The sequence below is a fragment of the Paenibacillus sp. JT22N1 genome, assembly GCF_059692155.1.
Map to the genome: position 1 here is coordinate 68,720 of NZ_JCAUAW010000001.1, position 19,747 is coordinate 88,466.

General features: G+C 42.7%; 17 protein-coding genes. 15 read left to right on the forward strand and 2 right to left on the reverse strand.

The features are described from left to right. Positions 1-46: 46 nt before the first annotated feature. Positions 47-1,615, forward strand: a complete 1,569-nt coding sequence (locus tag AC58UU_RS00280; protein WP_497311944.1) for an extracellular solute-binding protein — start codon at positions 47-49, stop codon at positions 1,613-1,615. A gap of 51 nt (positions 1,616-1,666) precedes the next feature. On the opposite strand, the gene AC58UU_RS00285 is transcribed toward AC58UU_RS00280, so the two are convergent. Then, positions 1,667-3,925, reverse strand: coding sequence for a helix-turn-helix domain-containing protein (locus AC58UU_RS00285; RefSeq protein ID WP_497311946.1), 2,259 nt, complete (start codon positions 3,923-3,925; stop codon positions 1,667-1,669). A 203-nt stretch (positions 3,926-4,128) separates the two neighbouring features. Here AC58UU_RS00285 and AC58UU_RS00290 point away from each other — a divergent pair, with 203 nt between their 5' ends. The 6 genes from AC58UU_RS00290 to AC58UU_RS00315 all read left to right on the forward strand — a co-directional run bounded on the left by AC58UU_RS00290 (position 4,129) and on the right by AC58UU_RS00315 (position 9,869). After that, positions 4,129-4,569 (forward strand): MarR family winged helix-turn-helix transcriptional regulator, encoded by a 441-nt coding sequence (locus AC58UU_RS00290; RefSeq protein ID WP_047676650.1) that lies wholly within the window; start codon positions 4,129-4,131, stop codon positions 4,567-4,569. A gap of 35 nt (positions 4,570-4,604) precedes the next feature. After that, on the forward strand, positions 4,605-5,525 hold the full coding sequence (locus AC58UU_RS00295) for an AEC family transporter (RefSeq protein WP_497311948.1): 921 nt from the start codon (positions 4,605-4,607) through the stop codon (positions 5,523-5,525). A gap of 90 nt (positions 5,526-5,615) precedes the next feature. Beyond that, positions 5,616-5,918 (forward strand): hypothetical protein, encoded by a 303-nt coding sequence (locus AC58UU_RS00300; RefSeq protein WP_497311950.1) that lies wholly within the window; start codon positions 5,616-5,618, stop codon positions 5,916-5,918. A gap of 35 nt (positions 5,919-5,953) precedes the next feature. Further along, positions 5,954-6,316, forward strand: a complete 363-nt coding sequence (locus tag AC58UU_RS00305) for a DUF423 domain-containing protein (RefSeq protein WP_497313104.1) — start codon at positions 5,954-5,956, stop codon at positions 6,314-6,316. A 134-nt stretch (positions 6,317-6,450) separates the two neighbouring features. Next, positions 6,451-7,974: a PAS domain-containing sensor histidine kinase gene (locus AC58UU_RS00310; RefSeq protein ID WP_497311952.1), complete on the forward strand. Its 1,524-nt coding sequence runs from the start codon at positions 6,451-6,453 to the stop codon at positions 7,972-7,974. Between the two features lie 26 nt (positions 7,975-8,000). Further along, positions 8,001-9,869 carry a putative bifunctional diguanylate cyclase/phosphodiesterase gene (locus tag AC58UU_RS00315; RefSeq protein WP_497311954.1) on the forward strand — a complete coding sequence of 623 codons (1,869 nt, stop codon included), beginning with the start codon at positions 8,001-8,003 and terminating at the stop codon, positions 9,867-9,869. 44 nt (positions 9,870-9,913) lie between these two features. Here AC58UU_RS00315 and AC58UU_RS00320 read toward each other — a convergent pair whose 3' ends face one another. Next, positions 9,914-10,411: a hypothetical protein gene (locus tag AC58UU_RS00320; RefSeq protein WP_497311956.1), complete on the reverse strand. Its 498-nt coding sequence runs from the start codon at positions 10,409-10,411 to the stop codon at positions 9,914-9,916. Positions 10,412-10,593: 182 nt separating this feature from the next. Between AC58UU_RS00320 and AC58UU_RS00325 the strand changes: the two genes are divergently transcribed. From AC58UU_RS00325 to AC58UU_RS00360, 8 genes are all read left to right on the forward strand, one after another. Continuing rightward, the gene (locus AC58UU_RS00325; RefSeq protein ID WP_029194411.1) at positions 10,594-10,896 is read left to right on the forward strand and encodes a YunC family protein; all 303 of its coding nucleotides are present in this window, start codon (positions 10,594-10,596) and stop codon (positions 10,894-10,896) included. A 233-nt stretch (positions 10,897-11,129) separates the two neighbouring features. Beyond that, positions 11,130-11,918 carry a basic amino acid ABC transporter substrate-binding protein gene (locus tag AC58UU_RS00330; protein ID WP_497311958.1) on the forward strand — a complete coding sequence of 263 codons (789 nt, stop codon included), beginning with the start codon at positions 11,130-11,132 and terminating at the stop codon, positions 11,916-11,918. Positions 11,919-12,001: 83 nt separating this feature from the next. Continuing rightward, positions 12,002-12,649 (forward strand): amino acid ABC transporter permease, encoded by a 648-nt coding sequence (locus AC58UU_RS00335; protein WP_497311960.1) that lies wholly within the window; start codon positions 12,002-12,004, stop codon positions 12,647-12,649. Between the two features lie 13 nt (positions 12,650-12,662). Next, positions 12,663-13,385, forward strand: coding sequence for an amino acid ABC transporter ATP-binding protein (locus AC58UU_RS00340; RefSeq protein WP_497313106.1), 723 nt, complete (start codon positions 12,663-12,665; stop codon positions 13,383-13,385). Positions 13,386-14,129: 744 nt separating this feature from the next. Beyond that, complete coding sequence (locus AC58UU_RS00345) at positions 14,130-14,804, forward strand: ABC transporter ATP-binding protein (protein ID WP_497313108.1); 675 nt, start codon at positions 14,130-14,132, stop codon at positions 14,802-14,804. Further along, positions 14,794-15,828 carry an efflux RND transporter periplasmic adaptor subunit gene (locus tag AC58UU_RS00350; RefSeq protein ID WP_497313110.1) on the forward strand — a complete coding sequence of 345 codons (1,035 nt, stop codon included), beginning with the start codon at positions 14,794-14,796 and terminating at the stop codon, positions 15,826-15,828. Before AC58UU_RS00345 ends, AC58UU_RS00350 begins: the two co-directional genes overlap by 11 nt. A 19-nt stretch (positions 15,829-15,847) precedes the next feature. Then, on the forward strand, positions 15,848-18,742 hold the full coding sequence (locus AC58UU_RS00355; RefSeq protein WP_497311962.1) for an ABC transporter permease: 2,895 nt from the start codon (positions 15,848-15,850) through the stop codon (positions 18,740-18,742). A 2-nt stretch (positions 18,743-18,744) separates the two neighbouring features. Further along, positions 18,745-19,629, forward strand: a complete 885-nt coding sequence (locus tag AC58UU_RS00360; protein ID WP_497311964.1) for an ABC transporter ATP-binding protein — start codon at positions 18,745-18,747, stop codon at positions 19,627-19,629. Positions 19,630-19,747 lie beyond the last annotated feature (118 nt).

Consider the following 19,747-nt stretch of genomic DNA (forward strand, 5'->3'; position numbering starts at 1 on the left):
CTTCTCGGCTGACATAGATTACAAACATCATAAAGGGAGGATTCACATGAAAATGATAGCAACAAATCGATTCTCTGCTATACTCTCGGGGGTACTAGTTATCACTGCTCTTACAGGCTGCAGCACTTCAGAGCCTAAGAAAGAAACGGCTGCACCAGCAGCGAGCGCGGCTGCACCGGCTGCATCAGCGAAGGCTGAAGCGCCTAAGAGAGACAAGGTAGAGCTTCAGTTCTATATGCTCGGTAATGCTCCCAAAGATCTTCAAATTATTCAGGACGAAGTGAACAAGCTTGCTTTGAAAGACTTGAACACAACCGTTAAATTCAACTACACAACATGGACGGACTGGGATCAAAAGTATAAGCTTTTGCTTTCCTCTGGTCAGCAAGTTGACTTAATCTTCACCGCAGACTGGACGCAATATCAATCCTATGCCAAAAAAGGCGCCTTCCTGCCGCTCGATGATATTCTTCCAAAAGCAGCACCAACCTTGAACAAATATGTGCCAAAGGACATGTGGGAGGCAGTGAAAATCGACGGTAAAATCTACACGGTACCGGCGACTTTTAAGGAATACGTAACCAATGGTTTCGTTTGGCGCGAAGACTTGAGAGCGAAGTACAATTTGCCGAAGCCAACTTCGATTGAAACCTTCGAGGCTTACATGGATGGCATCAAGAAAAATGAACCTAACATTTTGCCTTTCGCCAGCGGCGGAGATGGCAATCTGATTGTTAATGGCCTAAGAGACGTCGTTCATAACAGCGCAGGTGCTCCACTTTACGGTGTTGGAATCAACTATAATAAACCTGGCGAGCCTTACTCCTACTGGGGGTCAGATGAACACTTAGGCGACATTAAAATCGCCAAACGTTGGATGGATAAAGGCTTCATCCCGAAAAACGTCTTGAATGTGAAAGACTCGACGTGGGATCAGCTTGTGAGTGGGAAAGCAGCAAGTGAATTCGGAGATAATCCGGCTCGTTTCAATGATTCCTTGAACAAAATGAAATCAACGCATCCGGACTGGAACCTGGATTACTATCCATTCCCGATCGCCAAAGGGTATGCACAGCCTGTACATCCGATTCATAACGGCTTTGCTATTCCGAAGAGCAGTAAGAACGCAGAGCGGGCTCTAGAATTCTATGAGAAAATGGTCACTGATAAAACGTACAATTGGCTCACTTCGTATGGCATTGAAGGGAAGAACTTCCAAGTTGAAAATGGCTATTACAAAATGATTGGTGATAATAACTCCAATGGCTTCCCACGCGAGGCTATGAACAGCTGGGCATGGCGTAACCCGGAGCTGATGTTGTTCGAGAAAAGCTTTGATGGTGTTAAAGCCATCTACAAAGAACTCGATAAAATTCAAAAACCGGATATCTTTACTGGCTTTGCCGAAGACTTCAGTTCATATCAAGCGGAGAAAGCAGCGTTGGAGCAAGTTGAGAAGCAGTACCTATGGCCGCTGCAACTTGGTCTTGTCGCCGATGTAGAAGCGGGTATGAAGACATTTATGGAGAAAGCCAAACAGGCAGGTCTGGAAAAAGTTCAGGTAGAGTACAAGAAGCAATGGCTTCAATATGTAAGTGATAAAGGAATTAAATAAAACACAAAAAAAGGATCGCCCTGCAGCATGATATGTGCAGGGCGATCCTTTTTACGCTTGTTTACCAGGTTCTAATAGACCTGTCTTTCGGAAATCGGTTGGCGTTACACCAAAGTTTTTCTTAAACATGCGATAGAAGTACGAACTATTGGTATAACCAATGCGTTCAGCAATATCAGAGATTGGAAGGTCAGACTGTTTGAGTAAATCCTTGGCTCGATCCATACGCATGGCATTGATGACATCGACAATGGTTTTCATTGTGTTCTGCTTGTAGACGCGGCTTATGTAAATCGGCGACATATCGATCTCATCTGCGATCCAGTTCAAGCATAAGTTTGGATTCCCGCAATGAAGCTCAATCATGTCATTAATTTTGCGAATAAGATCATCTTGTTTCATGCTTCTTTTATCATCGAGTTTCTTTTTAATTTCATCAAACGATTCGAAAAAAATAGCTTCAATCTCTTGGGTCGTCTCCAGCTTCGCCAGTGCATGTCTGGATAATTGCGATCCGCTAGGGATTTCAAGGGCGTTGTTTTTGAGAATAGTCTGCATGACACCGCTAAGGGTGATGGTTAATCGTGAAAGCGTTGATTGGAACACGCTAATCGGATAAGGCTTTGTTTCCTCGATGATGACGGTGTACATCTTTTTAGCTTCTTCGACCTTGCCAGCCATTAAAGCATCTATCAGCTTCTTCTCCTTCTCAACGGTGAACATGTAGTCGTCCGTTTCTGGATACTGGTGCTCTTGCGAAGCAATGAGACAGCCTGATCCAAGAAACAGACGCTGTTCAGAAGCTTCTACAACCTTGCGATACATGGGTACAAGGCTTTGTGGCTGAGAGCTTAGCGGACTATATGTGATGGATAAGCTGATTTTAAGCAGCTCGTTAACTGCCTTTTGAATTTGTTTTAATAAGGTTTGCAGCATGCTCTGATCCCCGTCGCTAGGTATATTTCGAGCATTTATGAAAAGCACAGTGCTGTCATCGCCGATATCCACCGTTTCCACTTGGAAGGCTTGAGAGGCGATTTCCGAACTGATATTCATAATGGCATATTTGTATACATGAAGATCGTCTTGATGGGCTTGCAGAAAGGGTTGGAAGTGATCGATACGAAGCAAGACAAGCCGATAATCACTTTGGAAGTCAAAGGAAATGCCAAGCTCGCTGCGCTTATCCCTCATTATTTTAGATGTAATAGGTTCATGTCCTTGAAGCAGCTTGCGCAGTAAATCTTGTTTTAACGTAAACAAAGAATTTCGTTTTTCTGATTCCAGTGATTTCATTTTATTGACAATACGATTAATAGGAGCGTAGAGCTTACGAGATAACAACCATGACACTAGCAATCCTACAACAAGAATCGATATGCCAATATAAATGGTGGTTGTACGAATCTTGTTTAATTTCTTCGTAATATTCTCATATGGGGTAATACGAACATACCGCCATTCCAGAGTGTCAGGCGCAGTAAAGGAAATTAATGATTTCATGCCCTCAACTTTGCCAACGAAATATCCGGAGCCCTTATTGCTCATAATTTGCTTCGTTATCGTGGAATCAGACGCCAGGGCTAGAGAAGAAATAGGTTGATCACCCGTAAGCATTCTGCCTGTATTATCGAGAATAAACGAGCTGCTTGGTTCGTTCCCCGTAGGCTTGCCGATATCTTTATTAATCCAGTCTGTCGTAATATTAACGATAATGGCTGAATTCAAGGCATTGTTGTTGCCAATAGCATCGTAGCATAGATAGGTGTAGACATTACTTTTCTGTGAACTGTCAGCATTTTTTAGATAAGTACGCGGAATGGGCACGAAGGGCTTGAATTCCTGGAAGTGATCTAAGACATTCAAGATGTCTTTATCAACGAGCTCCGCCTTGGTCATTAAGCCGTTCTGTCCTTTGTTTGACGCAATATAGACATTTGGCGCTTTCGGATTGTAAACGTAAATCGATTCGATGTAAGGCATGGAATTCAAATAATTGTTCATTTCTCTCATTGCAGCTGTGGTGTCATAAATATCCGGATTTTCATAAAACATTAATTTACTAATATTACCGTTCCGGTACATTTGAAATGTAAGCGATTGCGCACTTTCCGTCATGGAGATGACTTCTCTGCTCGTTTGGGTTAAATTCTCTAAGTCCGATTGATACACTTGGTTCAGATTGATATTTCTGTAATTAACGAAGAAAATGGTGGAGGATACAAGCAGAGTCAGAACTGTAACGAAAATAGTACTAAGCAAAAGCTTAATATACAGTTTGCGGTTATCTCCCGAAATCTTTAAATTCACAGCGTGCCCCCCTTACGGACTAACCGATACAGTGATGCCAAGTATATCTACCTTATCATCCGAATTGAAATAGACACAAGATGTAATCATACAACATTTATGAACTTATTTAACTATTCACATTGACAGAGGGAATAATTTTATATACATTTGAAACAAATCGATTGTTCACAATATGACTGAACAGAAAGGAAACCAAGCCAATGAGCAGCAGTGAATTTTTAAAGCTAGAAAATCAACTGTGCTTTAGTCTATATGCAAGTTCGAGAGCCATTACTCGCATGTATCGCCCTTTTCTTGAAGGTTTGGGGATTACCTATCCGCAATACTTAGTACTATTGGTTCTCTGGGATCAAAAGGAAAGCACAGTCAAAGAGCTTAGCGAGAAGCTCGATCTAGATTCGGGTACTTTGACACCTATGCTTAAGCGGATGGAAGCTCAGCAATTGGTTCAAAGGAAACGATCTTCGGAAGATGAACGTGTCGTGAATATTCAAATCACAGAAGCGGGTCTTGCCCTTTACGAGAAGGCGCTTTGTATTCCACAGTCGCTGCTTGCGTCAAGCGGGCTATCTCCTGAAGAAATTTACACTTTCAATGAACAGTTAAAACGTATTATCAGCAGCGTAAATGCGTTCGATTAAGGAACGACTATAGGTTTTTGAAGTGAGGATCTGGAATGAGTTATTTCATATACATTTTAGTGAATAACATTGTACCTATTAGTATTATGATTGCGATCGGCGCGGCGATGTATCGTGCTTTCCACATTGATATTAAGACATTATCGAAGCTTAATTTCTACGTGTTTTCACCCGCGCTCGTTTTTGTTAAGCTGTATGAGTCCGAAATGAACTTGCATGTTTTAATGCAGGTTCTCTTGTTTTTTGTCCTTTTCTTTAGTCTCCTTTTTGCCAGCATTGAGGTTATAATTCGGTTGAAAAAGATGCAGCGCGGTATGCGTATTGCCATGCGTAATAGTGTTATTTTCTATAATAGTGCTAATTACGCACTGCCGCTGAATCAAACAGTTTTTGGTGGGAATGCTTATACCTTATCTATCCAAATCGTGATCATGATAATGCAAACGCTAATTCCCAATACATATGGCATCTATACCTTAAATGCACATAAATCAACCTGGAAAGCAACGATGAAAACCATTCTATCCTTACCGGTCATTTATGCGATTCCGATTGCTCTGCTGCTGCGATATTTCCATTTACCTGTTCCAGGATCGATTCATATACCGCTGCAGTATATTTCAAACGCTTTTATGGCGACGGCCTTACTGACTCTAGGTGTGCAGCTTGGCGGTATGAAATGGGAGTTTCATTTTTCTAATGTGCTCCTTTCTAATATACTTAGACTTGCTGCAGGACCGCTGCTCGGATTTTTCGTTGTTTGGCTGCTTGGGATTGAAGGAATTACGGCCAAAGCATTGATTCTCTCTTGTGCTGTGCCCACCTCTCTAAGCAGTGTGTTGCTGGCCATTGAATATGAGAATGAACCGGAGTTTTCTTCACAGGCTGTCTTTACTTCAACTTTATTTAGTATGTTTACAATTCCTGTTGTTATCTTTTGTTTGGATTTTATATGAACATGGATGGGAATCATGAAGTTAGCAGGAATTTCGACATTTTTCGGCGAATTGGGTAACCATACTAATCTATAAAGGGGGACTTCCTTAATGCGTTACCAATTTTGTCAGTATGTTACGATTGTGGATATGAATGAAGAGATTTTGTCAGAGGTATTATTTGACCATGGTGATTTTGATTCGCATGCATTAACGATTGGTTCATCTGTTGTGATTTATCAGCTTGGACTGAAACAATTTGATGTTGTTTATGACAAAAGAGAAGGTAGAACTGTTCGTAACAAGGTTGTAGACATTGAACTGGATCTTATCAAAAAGCCTTCGGTAACACGCGTGTTTTTGGAGCCCGTGCGGTTAATTGTCGGTCAGCATGATATTGGTGAAGTGGAATAAAATAAATCGTTTGGGAAAGGAAAGAAGACGAGATGATGAAACTTTTTTTGCTGTTAGGCAGTTTGAATGCGTTTCTTTCAGTCGCTCTAGGCGCTTTTGGGGCTCATTACTTGAAACAAAGGATTCCGGATAAGATAGATGTGTTTCAGACCGGCGTACAATATCACATGATTCATGCGATAGCCCTCATCCTTATTGCACTTTTGTCAGATAAGCTGGCAAATAGCTCTATGGTGAATGCATCGGGGTGGGCCATTTTTATCGGTATTATCCTGTTCTCAGGTAGTCTATATGCCCTGAGTTTGACTGGACTCAAGTTTTTTGGACCCATTACTCCGCTAGGCGGGCTGAGTTTCTTGGTTGGATGGATACTTCTGGCCGTGGCCGCTTACAAATAAAAAAATGGAAAGAGTCAGGTAATCTGACTCTTTTTTCATTGTATTGTGTCTTCTTAGCAGGAAAAAGCTCGGATCATGTAGAAAGTAGTCATGACGTTTACGATCATTCTTCCTTAATTGAAGGGATGTTGCGCATGGCTGATTTCATGGGGAACCAATCAGAAACGGGTAAGCCAATTGCTTCGGAACTAAAGCTACTCACAAGCCATGAGCTATATCATCAATTGTTTGGTTGCACAGTCATTGCAATGGCAATCGTTAGTCTGGACGGCAGGTTACTTATGGTGAATACATCGTTATGCCGCCTCTTAGGCTACACAGAAGAAGAATTGATTGGTCTGCATATTCAGGAGTTTTCGCATCTTGATGATGTGGAGACCTATGCAGAACTATGTGAACAGATCCTTTGTGGTGAGCGGGAATCATCTCAAAAAGAGAATCGCTATGTCCATAAGAATGGCTCCATAATATGGGGAATTGTTCAAGTTTCCTTCGTTCGTGATACGGATGCCAATCCCCATCTTGCAGTGCTTCAGATTCAAGATGTATCAGAAAGAAAGCGTTTGGAGCACAAGCTTGAGGAAAGTAGACGTGGTTATCAATCCCTGCTGAATCATAACCAAAATCATCACATTCTAAATGCGGTTTCAGATGGTATGTTTGGCATCGATGAGCATTTTGGCACTACGTTTTGGAATAAAGCGGCGGAGAGCTTAACGGGTTACACCTATGAAGATATGGTGGGGAAGGATCCTTATCTGGTTTTGACACGTGCTAGTGGAACCGATGATGATTTGCAAATCAAGAATGAAACTGTGTTATATCGAATGATGTTTAAAGGGGTTTGTGATTGTTCGAACGAGATCTTTTACAAAAAAAATGGAGACTCGTTTCCGGTTGAATACATGACTTCGCCGATCTTGGATCAAGATCAAATTATTGGTGTTGTCCTATCATTCAAGGATATTACTGAGCGGCAGCGTACGGAAGAGCTGCTCCACAGGTCAGATAAGATGTCCCTTATCGGGCAGCTTGCTGCTGGGGTTGCTCACGAAATTCGCAATCCATTGACTACGCTCAAAGGATTCATGCAATTTCTGCACCAAGGTGCTGTAAATAAGAAAGAATACTACGATATTATGATGTCCGAACTAGAGCGGATCGAACTGATTACTACAGAAATGCTCGTTCTCGCTAAGCCGCAATTCATACACTACCAGCCCAAAAGTATCGAGAATATTGTCAAAAGTGTCATGACCCTGCTTGAAACACAGGCCATTATTAACAACATTCAGTTTGTTGTCGCAATGGAGCATCATTTGCCGCTTGTTCTTTGTGAGGAAAACCAGCTGAAGCAATCCTTCATTAATTTGATCAAGAATGCGATGGAAGCAATGCCAGATGGCGGACAAATCGATATTCAACTATTTTCAGTTGGAGACAAAGCGGTGCGTGTATTGTTTCAAGATAGAGGGCAGGGGATACCGCAAGATGCATTGGCTAGACTGGGAGAGCCCTTCTTTACAACGAAGGAAAAAGGGACAGGGCTTGGTATTATGATTACGAATAAAATCATTGAGGATCATCATGGCCAGTTTGTGGTTGAGAGTAAAGTGGGAGAAGGAACGGTTGTCAGTGTGACGCTTCCTAGTACCTAGAGTGAGCAGTAAGAGGAGGCTAATTTGTGAAAAACCGGCTCTATATTGGCGGATATCTGTTAGTCGCCATATTCGTAAGCTTTTACGTAAAGCCGTATGCTGCATGGATTTGTTTGCTTGCCTCACTAGTGCTGCTTATCGTGCTGCTTAGAAAAGGTGGAAGTACACAGTCCTTAATAAAGGAAATTCCGCGGGATCACACGTATTTAAATGTGCTTGATTCCTTATTCGAGCACAATCCGAATGCGATTGGTATTTTTGATCAAGAGGGCAAATTTATTCGGATTAATTTTGCGGCAGAAACCATCCTCGGTTACTCCGTAGCAGAACTGCTCAATCAACCTTTTATTAGCTTTGTTACACAAGAGCAGCTGGAGCGGACAGGTAGCCAACTTGAACAAGTGAGAAGCGGGACCCCAGTTACCTTTGAAACTGCCGTTATACATAAAAGCGGCTACAGGGTGGATTTGAACGTTACAGCTGTTCCTGTTGATTTACAGCCTAATTCCAAAGGCAATATTCTCATTTGCCAGGATATCACAGAGCGTAAGCGCGGCGATGAGCAAGTTCGCTATATGGCTTATTATGATGATATGACAGGGCTGCCGAATAGGCGCATGTTCAGAGATAACTTGAATGAGCGGCTTAGTATTTCCAAATCCATTGGACAAAAGGTAGCCGTTTTCTATTTGGACATCGATCGCTTCAAGCTGGTCAATGACAGCTTCGGTTATGATTACGGAAACATGCTGCTGCTGCAGCTCGCGGAGCGTTTCACGAGATGTGTAACGGATAATGATTATTTGGCTCGCACGGAAGGCGATGAATTTGCCTTTTTCTATACGAATGTAGCCGATTCTAATGACGTAATTGCGGTTATCGCAGAGATTAATCGTGTCCTCGAAAAGCCGTTTCTTTTAGAACAGTATGAACTACATATTACAGCTAGTATCGGCGTTGCGATATCCTCGGATGATGCCGATGATGCGGATATACTTATGAAATATGCTGATATTGCATTAGCCAGAGCCAAAGAGAAGGGGCGCAACGACTTTCAGATTTTCAATACGGACATGAAATCAGTTTCAATAAACCGACTCAAGCTGGAGAGTGAGCTTCGCAGGGCGATTGTCGGGGATGAGTTCGTCTTATACTATCAGCCACAGGTTGACATTGAGACGGGGAAAATTGTCGGTGTCGAAGCCTTAATTCGTTGGGATCATCCAGAGAAAGGCCTCATCTCCCCTAACTATTTCATACCCTTTGCTGAAGAGTCCGGATTGATCGTGCCAATCGGTGAATGGGTACTGCGCGCTGCATGTAAGCAAAATAAAGCATGGCAGAACCAAGGGTATTCGATGATGCCAATATCAGTGAATTTGTCTATGCGGCAGTTTTTTCAGCACAATCTCAAAGGCAAGATCAGACATGTTTTAGAACAAACAGGACTTGATCCGCAGTACTTGGAACTTGAAATCACCGAAAGCATGACGATGGATGTTGATCACGCTATTCAGTCCTTACTTGAGCTTAAGGAGCTAGGTGTGAATGTAAGCATTGATGATTTTGGAACAGGCTACAGTTCGCTGTACTACTTAAAGAAATTTCCGATTGATAAGCTGAAGATCGATCGTTCCTTTGTTCGAGACATCATGGTGGATCCGAATGACGCGGCCATCGTGGCCACGATTATTGCCATGACGCACCATCTGAACTTGAAGGTTATTGCTGAAGGCGTAGAAACCGAAGATCAACTGCATTTTCTGCATCAGAATCGCTGTAATGAGGTGCAGGGTTTTTGGTTTAGTCCACCCGTAAGTGCGGATGAACTAGAGAAAATGCTAAGAACGGGTATCCCGAATGCTTCAGCTGCTGCGTCTGTCCATGCCAAATAAAAGTAAGAGGGTATCCTTATTCAAGGATACCCTCTTACTTTTACTTAGAACGCGACATAATCATCTATTTCATTCAATTTGAATAAGTAGACCTTCTTCTCATCTACATGGTACACCGATACATTTTGAGTACTGCTATCAAAATTCAAAATACGACACGGAAGATTAAGCTTGATTCCTTGACTTTTGATAACCGTTAAACGGATTAATGTATTATTCACTTTGAAACTTTCCAATTGCTCAATAATTTTATCTGAAGCTCCACTGTTGGTGGTAGCTTTCGCCGTCGCAGTTACAGTTGAAGGTGGGACAACAGCAGTTATTTTGCTTGGTTGTAACGGAGGGGGGCTCTCTTTTTTGGTGTTAAGTTCAATCAACTTGCCAAGTTGAATGCCATTAATAATTTGGTAATCCTTGACTGTATCCACATTCAAAAGATGAAGGAGCTTTTCCATGGCAAGGCCATTTGTGGCTTCTTCAATCAGAATTTCTACGGTAAATAAATGTCCATTTGGACTTGTGTCTGCTTTTCCTTGACTCATATAGCCTCCTTGCTGTCCAAATACTGCTCTTGCACATACTATATCATGATATCATACCCAAATATAGCTTGCTTTTTACACGAATCTGGAAATTTAGCTGAAGTTTTTCAAAGCTTTCTCACACCGTACTAGCCGACCGCGCATATACTACCGTAAGACTGCGAAGAGGAGCTGTGCAGAGCATGATGCGCGTAGAACCCATTCTCCTTGAAGGACATACAGCAATCGCTATAGAGGTTAAACTGCCGAAAACAACGCTGCTGGTTGTGACTACGGATAAAGGTTACATTATGTGTGGTGCACTCGATGTTGCGCTGCTCAATGAACGCTTGAGAGACAGGAATATAGTAGCTGCACGGGCAACGGGGGTTCGTACGATTGAAGAACTTCTGGAAGCGCCGCTTGAATCGGTGACACACACGGCAGAAGATTTGGGCATTGTTGCTGGGATGACGGGACGGGAAGCCATTTTGAAAATGATGTAAAGGTATTTTGAATGACGAAATTAGAACGCTTGGGATCTTAGGATCTCGGCGTTTTTATTTGTTTGAGCACGATGACCAACCAACCTTCTGTCCATTGTGCACATATCTAAAAAGGTGAAAAAATAGCCATTTTCAATATATTTCTAGCGAATTTTCTCAATGAAGGCGTTGTTATTTTATTGACCAAGTGTTAAAATATGATTCGTCCATTACATAGAACGGGGGGAATTATTTTGAAAAAATTATTATTTTTTGTACTAACTGTAGTTTTAGTTGTGGCGCTAGCAGGTTGTGGTTCTAAGGAAAGTGGTGGCACGAAGTACAAATTTGCTACTGATGCTGCCTATGCACCAATGGAATATATGGATAAAGATAAGATGACTGGCTTTGATATCGATTTTCTTGCTGAAGTGATGAAGGAAGCAGGTCTTTCCTACGAGGTAACGAATACAGGCTGGGATACTATGCTAACAAGTGTGAAGCAAGGTAAAGAGTTTCAAGCAGGAATTTCCAGCGTTTCGATTACGGATGAGCGTAAACAGACTTACGATTACTCCATCCCTTACTTCGAATCTACGAACATGATTCTTGTTAAAGAAGGCAGCCCGATCAAAAGCGCAGCAGACTTGAAAGACAAGAAAGTTGCTGTTCAAATTTCTACAACGGCGGATACGCTGATGAGCAAAATTATGGGTGAGAAGAACCCATCTTTGAAACGTCTGGATAATAACACATTAGCTTTGATGGAGCTTGAAAGTAACGGTGTTGACGCGGTGGTTGCTGATATTGCTATTGTTCGCGAATACGTGAAAAATAATCCGAACAAGAAATTCGTCACGATTTCTGATCCGAAAAACTTTGAGTCCGAATACTACGGTATTCTGCTTCCTAAAGGCAGCGAGCTTAAAGCAAAGCTAGACCCGGCGATCAAGAAAGTTATTGAGAACGGTGCTTATGCAAAAGTGTACAAAAAATGGTTCGGTCAAGAGCCTGATACAAAGAAATTACTTGAACAAAAATAATAGGTCAACAGCATGCGTGACTTCAACCTTGCGCATGCTTTTGTTCTTTAAATAGCAAAATAATTGAAGAAAGGAAGTGTGGAATGGATTTTCGTTTTGACATCATTATTGAATATTTACCTTTATTGCTCAAGGGTACGCTTTGGACTATTGGCATATCCATTCTTTCCATCCTCTTTGGCTCGGTTTTAGGGTTGGCTGTTGGGTTGGGTAAAATGTCTCACCGTGGCTACCTAAGATGGCCAACTAGTATTTATGTAAACTTCTTCCGCGGCACACCGCTGCTCGTTCAAATACTACTCGTCCACTTTGGAATCGTTCCCTTATTCATAGGAACAACGAATGCGATCATCGCTTCAATCGTTGCTTTATCTCTGAATTCAGCAGGCTACATGGCCGAAATCTTCAGGGCCGGTATTCAATCCATCGATAAAGGCCAAACAGAAGCCGCGCATTCGCTAGGTTTGACCCATTACCAAACCATGAAATCGGTTATTTTGCCTCAGGCGATTAAACGAATGATTCCTCCATTTGGCAATGAGTTTATCGTGCTGATTAAAGACTCTTCCCTGTTCGCTGTAATTGCTGCACCAGAATTGATGTATTGGTCCAATGCGATGCGCAGCCAATACTTTAAAGTCTGGGAACCTTATTTAACGGCTGCTCTTATTTATTTCATTCTCACTTACTCTTTAAGCAAGCTGCTTGCTTATCTGGAAAGGAAAGTGTAGAGATATGACGGCTATGATCGAAGTTAGAAATCTTAAAAAATCGTTCGGGGATAATGTCGTCCTGCGAGATATTAGTGCAGATATTCAGAACCAAGAGGTTCTTGTTGTGATAGGACCATCCGGATCAGGGAAATCGACATTCCTACGTTGTCTGAACCTGTTAGAACAGCCGGATAGCGGCAGTATCTTGATTGAAGGCAAATCGATTATGGATCCGATGAACAAGATCAACGAGATCCGTATGGAACTGGGTATGGTCTTCCAACGGTTTCATTTGTTCCCGCATATGAAAGTCATTGATAATATCATGTTAGCACCTCTTCAAGTGAGAAAATGGTCAGAGGATAAGGCGCGTAAGAAAGCGCTGGAGCTTCTAGATAAAGTTGGGCTTGCAGATAAGGCCAATGCCCTTCCAGACTCGCTTTCGGGCGGTCAGGCACAGCGTGTAGCTATTGCAAGAGCACTGGCTATGGAGCCGAAGATCATGCTGTTCGATGAGCCAACATCGGCTCTTGATCCTGAAATGGTCGGCGAAGTGCTTGCTGTAATGAAGCAACTGGCCAAAGAAGGGATGACCATGGTTGTCGTAACGCATGAAATGGGCTTCGCCCGCGAAGTCGGTGACCGCGTTATGTTTATGGAACAAGGCGTTATTGTAGAAGAAGGAAAGCCAGAGCAAATCTTTGAAAATGCCAAGCAGGAACGGACGAAATCATTTTTGTCTAAAGTGCTATAGCACTTTTTAAAAGCCATAGAAGTAAGCAGGGAGGATCACATGTTGATCCTCTTTTTTATTGTATAGGAAATTATGATAAATGCCGATCTGTGGATAAGTGTTGTAAAATGAAAACGGAAATGGAAAGGATACATGTGGAGAGGCAGTCCCACGGGGACGTGAATACAAATTACGGATATCTTCTAAAACCTAAAAGGACCGTCAGGGTGATCTTCCCAGCCGCTCCTTCTACCAAGTAGCCAAACCATAATTGTTCATCCACCTGTGAACATATTCTCTTATATTTGTATCCCAAACTCAACACGCACCCGGCATCACCAGATTTTAGCGGAACGTAGAAGCTTTATTTTGCTCAAAACAGCGTATTTCACATTTTCGTGGAACGAGGAGCCTCTATTTCCCGCTTTCAAGGTGTAAAAAGGTAGCGTCAAGAAGTTTGTGTATGACGGTTATAGGGACACTGGGACACCGAATGTCAAGATATTTTAATATTCAGACTTTATTGCGGGTGTGGAAGTAGCTCAAGCGATGGCGCGGGAGCTGGTTTTTTTATTTGTATCTTTTTGGCAAAAGATAGATTTATAATGAAGGTAACTATCTTACATTGAAAATAAAGGTGATTTATTCCATAGCTTTACTCATTTGTTTAAGCGCTTCCAAAGAGGTGTATTCCTCTATATTTACGCTTGTCAGTTTGATTCCATTTCTGAAGAGGTGCTAACTTTGAAAACGTATGAAGATCAAATGCCCATGGTGCAAGCTATTGGCGTTACGCGTGTTTTTGGGAAAGGGCCGGGAGCCGTTCACGCATTGCGGGGAGCTCATTTAAGTATTCCCAGAGGCAGACTGGTTGCTTTGCGCGGAAGATCCGGATCTGGTAAAACAACGCTGCTCAATATATTAGGGGCACTCGACCATCCTTCGGAAGGAACCGTTTATTTAGAAGGCTTGGAGATTAGCCGTCTATCCGAGTCCAAGCGCAATGAAGTCAGACGGAAGCAGATCGGTCTTATTTTTCAATCTTTTGCCCTAGTGCCTTATATGTCAGCCTACGAGAATGTAGAGTTTGGATTACGCATTTCGGGTATTCACCCCAATCAATATAAGAGTTTGGCAGAAGAAGCGCTAGATTTCGTTGGATTGAAGCCGAGAATGAAGCATCGTCCCTACGAGCTTTCTGGCGGAGAACAGCAGAGGGTTGCGATTGCCAGGGCCATTGCGCATAAGCCTAAGTTGATATTAGCAGATGAGCCTACAGCTGAGTTAGATAGCAGAATGGGCCTCCAGGTGCTTAAACTGTTCAAAGATTTGGTGCAAGAAGGAATGACAATTATTTTGACCACGCATGATCTCGCTATTATGGAAATTGTAGATGAAGTGTATGCATTGGAGGATGGTACCATTGTCGATGAAGGTTAATAAATTCGCTTCTCAGCTCGTTCTACTAACAAGTGCTGTGTTTTTACTAGCAGGATGCTCTCTGTTGCCCAAAGAAGAGGAAGCGCTTAAACCGCCTTTAATCAAACCCGTGAAAGAAAATTTCGACCTTTACGAAGTGAAGAAAGGCAGTATAACGAGGAAAGTCAGCGTTGTTGGGACCTTTAAGTCTAGTAAAACGACAAATTATTATTTTAAAGAGTCAGGTCATCGGTTAGCTGGATTGCGCGTTAAACTAGGCGATACCGTTAAGCCGGGGGATGTACTTGCTGAACTGGAAAAAGGCGACTTAGAAACGCGGATTGCCCTTCAAAAACTGAATCTGGAGAAAGCCCAGATTGCTAGTGTGCAAACGAGGCAGGTTGACCCCGATCAAGTGCTAGTGAATCGTTTGAAGGCTATAGATGTCGAAGCCGCGCAGCTTCAATTGGCATCCCTTCAATCTGAGTTAGACAAGACGAGGCTCACGGCTGATTCCGCAGGAGTGGTAACTTACTTAACCGATGCACAGCAGGGAAATGTCGTGGATGCCTTCAGTACGCTTGTCGTCATCGCTGATCCTAGTAAGCTGCAGCTATCTTACGAATCTTCAGATACCAGCACTCTTTCCGGTATTGAAGTTGGCATGGATGTTGAAGTGAAGATTGGTTCCCCTGGAAATAAGATACAAGGCAAAGTGCTGCGAACGCCATCAAGCTCACCTCCATCAGACAACAAAGCGCAAGCTGAAAGAAATGCTAAAACGATTATTGTTGGGGTTCCCGATGGAACTGAAGGTGCAGCGATCGGTGTATCCGGAGACATAACGATCATCGTTGAGAAACGAGAAAATGTCATAGTCCTACCAAGAACAGGTCTTCGGAGTTACCTAGGTAGGGATTACGTTCAGGTGTTGATTGGCGAAAGTCGGAAGGAAGTCGATGTAGAGAAAGGGCTTGTAACACCGACAGAAGTGGAAATACGAACCGGACTAAAGGAAGGTCAGAATGTTATTTTAAATAACTAGCATCTGTAGGAGGATAGCAATGGCTTTATTTCTGATGATTCTCCGTAAAATGGTCAAAAACCGCTGGCTAGAGCTTAGTTTACTTGTGGGGCTAATTATTTCGGTTGCACTTGCCAGCTCAATGCCCATTTATACACACGCCATTTTACAGCGCATGCTGATCAAAGATTTGGAAGTTCTACAAACCAACACGCAGCAATACCCCGGGCATGCCTATAATTCTGCCTACTTAATGGGAGAAAGCGGAGATCAACTTTTAGCGGAAACGGATGCATTTATGGCAGAACAAAGCCAGCAGTTCGGCTTACCGATTCTCCTATCCACGATAACGCGAAGTACAGTAAATTTCGAGCTTACACCTAGCGATCCAAGTAAAGTAGACCCTAAAGTGAACCGTTCAGCTGAACTAACAGCGACGTCGGAGTTGGAGAAGCATATTCGCATTGTTGACGGTGTCATGCCTTCTAAGGATCCTGTGGATGGTGTATATGAAGCGTGGGTATTCCCTGAACTGCTAACTCAATTAAAAATTGTACTAGGTAATGAATTGACCATCACTGACAAAGATTTAAAACAAAACATTCGAATAAAGCCTGTTGCTGTTATTGATCGTACAGATTATGCCGATCTTTATTGGACGAATAATACGAGCGACTCGCGCACAAAATTTTTCATTCCTTTTGCCTTATTTGAGAAAGATTTTACGAAGAACAACAGTTTTCCCAATACATTTTCCTATTGGGATTACATTCTGGATTATCATCAATTGAAGTTGGAAGGGCTTGAAGCCTACACCAGCACACATGAAAGGATAACAAGCTATTTAAGCAGTCATTTCAACACGTACACGGTCAAAAATCCAGCGATTACCACATTGAAATTGTATGGTGAGAAAGAGAAAAAACTCAGAATTATGCTGTGGTCGCTTAATGTGCCCATTAGTATTTTACTAGCCTTCTATTTATTCATGGTTGCCAATTTGATTACAGAACGACAGAAAACAGAGATTGCCGTGCTTCGCAGCAGAGGAGCAAGCCGGACTCAGATTCTGCTAGGTTATGTGTTAGAAGGGATTTTATTAGGAGGAGTTGCCCTTCTGGTTGGTCCTCTAATTGGCCTACAATTAACAAAAATACTAGGTGCATCGAATGGATTCCTAACGTTTGTTCAGCGCACAGCGATGGAAGTCAAGCTGAATAAAGAGGCCTATCAATACGCTTTAATTGCCGTAACCGCATCGGTTTGTATGACTCTTATTCCCGCTGTACTCGCCACTCGCGCTACAATTGTTAGTCATAAACAAACCATGGCGAGGAAGAACAAGCTCTCTTTTGTACATAAAATGTTTCTCGATGTTGTCTTATTGGCAGTTTCTATCTATTTACTACAAAGCTTTAACCGACGGATGAATGATCTCGTAGCCTTAGGGCTGGACTCTATGGATATGAAAGTCGATCCACTCCTTTTCGTAGTACCGGCTTTATTCATTTTCGCCATGGGCCTATTCCTACTGCGGATATATCCATGGGTTATTCAATTATTCTATCTCATTGGCCGAAAATGGTGGCCTCCCTATTTATATTCAACGCTGCTCCAAGTTGGCAGATCAACCACACAATATCAATTCATTATGCTGTTTATCATCATGACACTTGCAACAGGGTTGTTTAGTGCCAGCGCAGCAAGGACGATGAACAAAAATATAGAAGAGAAGATCCGTTATAAGAATGGGGCCGATATTGTTCTGCAAACCAAATGGGACAATGATGCTCCGCCCCCAGAGTCAGGTCCGTCTGGCATTCAGTCAGAAGCGAGTTCCAATGCTAGTCAACCAGTTATTAAGAAGCGAGTCCAATATACGGAGCCTCCGTTCTTGCCCTTCACACAGATGGCAGGTGTGGAATCAGCGGCTCGAGTGTTTAATAAGAAAGATGCTTATTTCGCGCTTGGCAAAGAAACGAAAAAAACAGCGTTCATGGGCATTGATACCGATGAATTTGGTCAAACGGCCTGGCTCCGTGACCATTTGCTCGATCATCACTTTTATGAGTACTTAAACCTATTGGCTGCCGATTCCAAAGCCGTACTTATTTCCAAGTCTATTGCCGAGGAAACTGGAGCCAAAGTGGGCGATGTGGTGCATTTAGGATGGAATGATGTGGAGGGAGCCACTTGTGTTGTGTATGGGATTATTGATTACTGGCCGAGTTGGAATCCCAATCCGATCCTAACCGCTGGAACCAAAACAGGGAGCAGTTCTGACACGACGAAGCAAAGTAAAGTGGATGCACCGAAGTTAGTTATTGGTCATCTATCCTACATTCAAAATAATATGGCTGTAGAGCCGTATGATGTTTGGCTAAAGCTAAAACCGGATATGACCAGTCAAGCTTTGTATGAAGAGCTAGAGCTTAAACATATTCCCCTCACAAGTTTAATGGATACGAAGCAAATGTTGGTTCTTTCCAAGAATGATCCATTCCAACTGGCTGTGAATGGCGTTATGACGCTTGGCTTCCTGATTGCTATTGGCATAAGCTTTATTGGGTTTCTCCTGTACTGGGTGCTTTCGTTGTCCGGGCGGATCTTGCAATTCGGTGTGCTTCGGGCGATGGGAATTTCATTTGCTCAGTTGATCGGAATGCTGATAGCTGAACAATTATTAACTTCTGGCGCAGCTGTTCTAATAGGCATGATTACGGGGAATACGGCCAGCCGATTGTTTGTTCCGTTATTCCAATTAACATTCGATTCATCCAGTCAAGTACCGCCTTTTCAAGTGAGCTTTGATCCGAATGATCAGCTGCATTTGTACGTCATTGTCACTTTGATGATAGGGACGGGTCTATTACTACTCGGCACGATGCTGTCCAGAATTAAGATTCATCAAGCCGTTAAGCTTGGGGAGGATTAAGGATGATTCACTGTGAAAATCTAGTTAAAATCTATAAAACGGCTGACATTGAAGTCGTCGCTTTACAAGGGCTTGATCTCCACATTGAGGAGGGAGAGCTGATGGCGATTATCGGCAACAGTGGCAGTGGCAAATCAACGCTGTTGAATATGCTCGGAGGGTTAGATCGACCTTCAGCAGGTAATCTCCATGTAGATGGGAAGGATCTGTTGAAATTTAAAGAATCGGATCTGGTGAAGTATAAAAGGGAAACAGTGGGCTTCGTCTGGCAAAATAATGCCCGCAACCTGATTCCCTATTTGACAGCTTTAGAAAATGTAGAGCTGCCAATCTTGTTGCAGGGACGACGTAAGCGCCATAGAGCACTAGATTTACTGGAAGCTGTAGGTTTGAGCCACCGAAGAAAAAATAAGCTAAATGAGCTCTCTGGCGGAGAACAGCAGCGTGTGGCTATTGCTATTGCGCTTGCTAATCAGCCGAGGCTCTTGCTCGCTGATGAACCGACAGGGTCTGTCGATACAAAGATGGCGAATCAAATTCTCGATCTATTTCGTGAGCTGAACCGCAGCTTCGGTTTAACGGTTGTTATCGTCACACACGATCCGCTTCTAGCTAAGAAAGTAGACCGCGTCGTTGCCATTCGTGATGGCAAAACCTCTTCGGAGATACTGCGGCGCAAATCGTATCAAGAGGAATTGCTGGAGCTTGAGCAAGGCATCATTTCTGCTGATGGTGACTCTCATGTGGAATATGCGGTCGTTGACAAGGCGGGTAGACTGCAAATTCCTGCTAACTTCCTCGAATCGATTGGTGCTTCCAATACGAATAAAGTTCGCGTTGCGATGGAGGATGGTCGAATTGTTCTTCTTCCACCAGACCAATCTTGAGAAAGGCCCGCTCTTGCTTGCATGTACTATAGAAAAAAATCTCAATGTGTTATATTGACTTTACCTAGATATTTCCATTAGAATGATTGTATACTATTCCAGTGGGAATTATCAGATT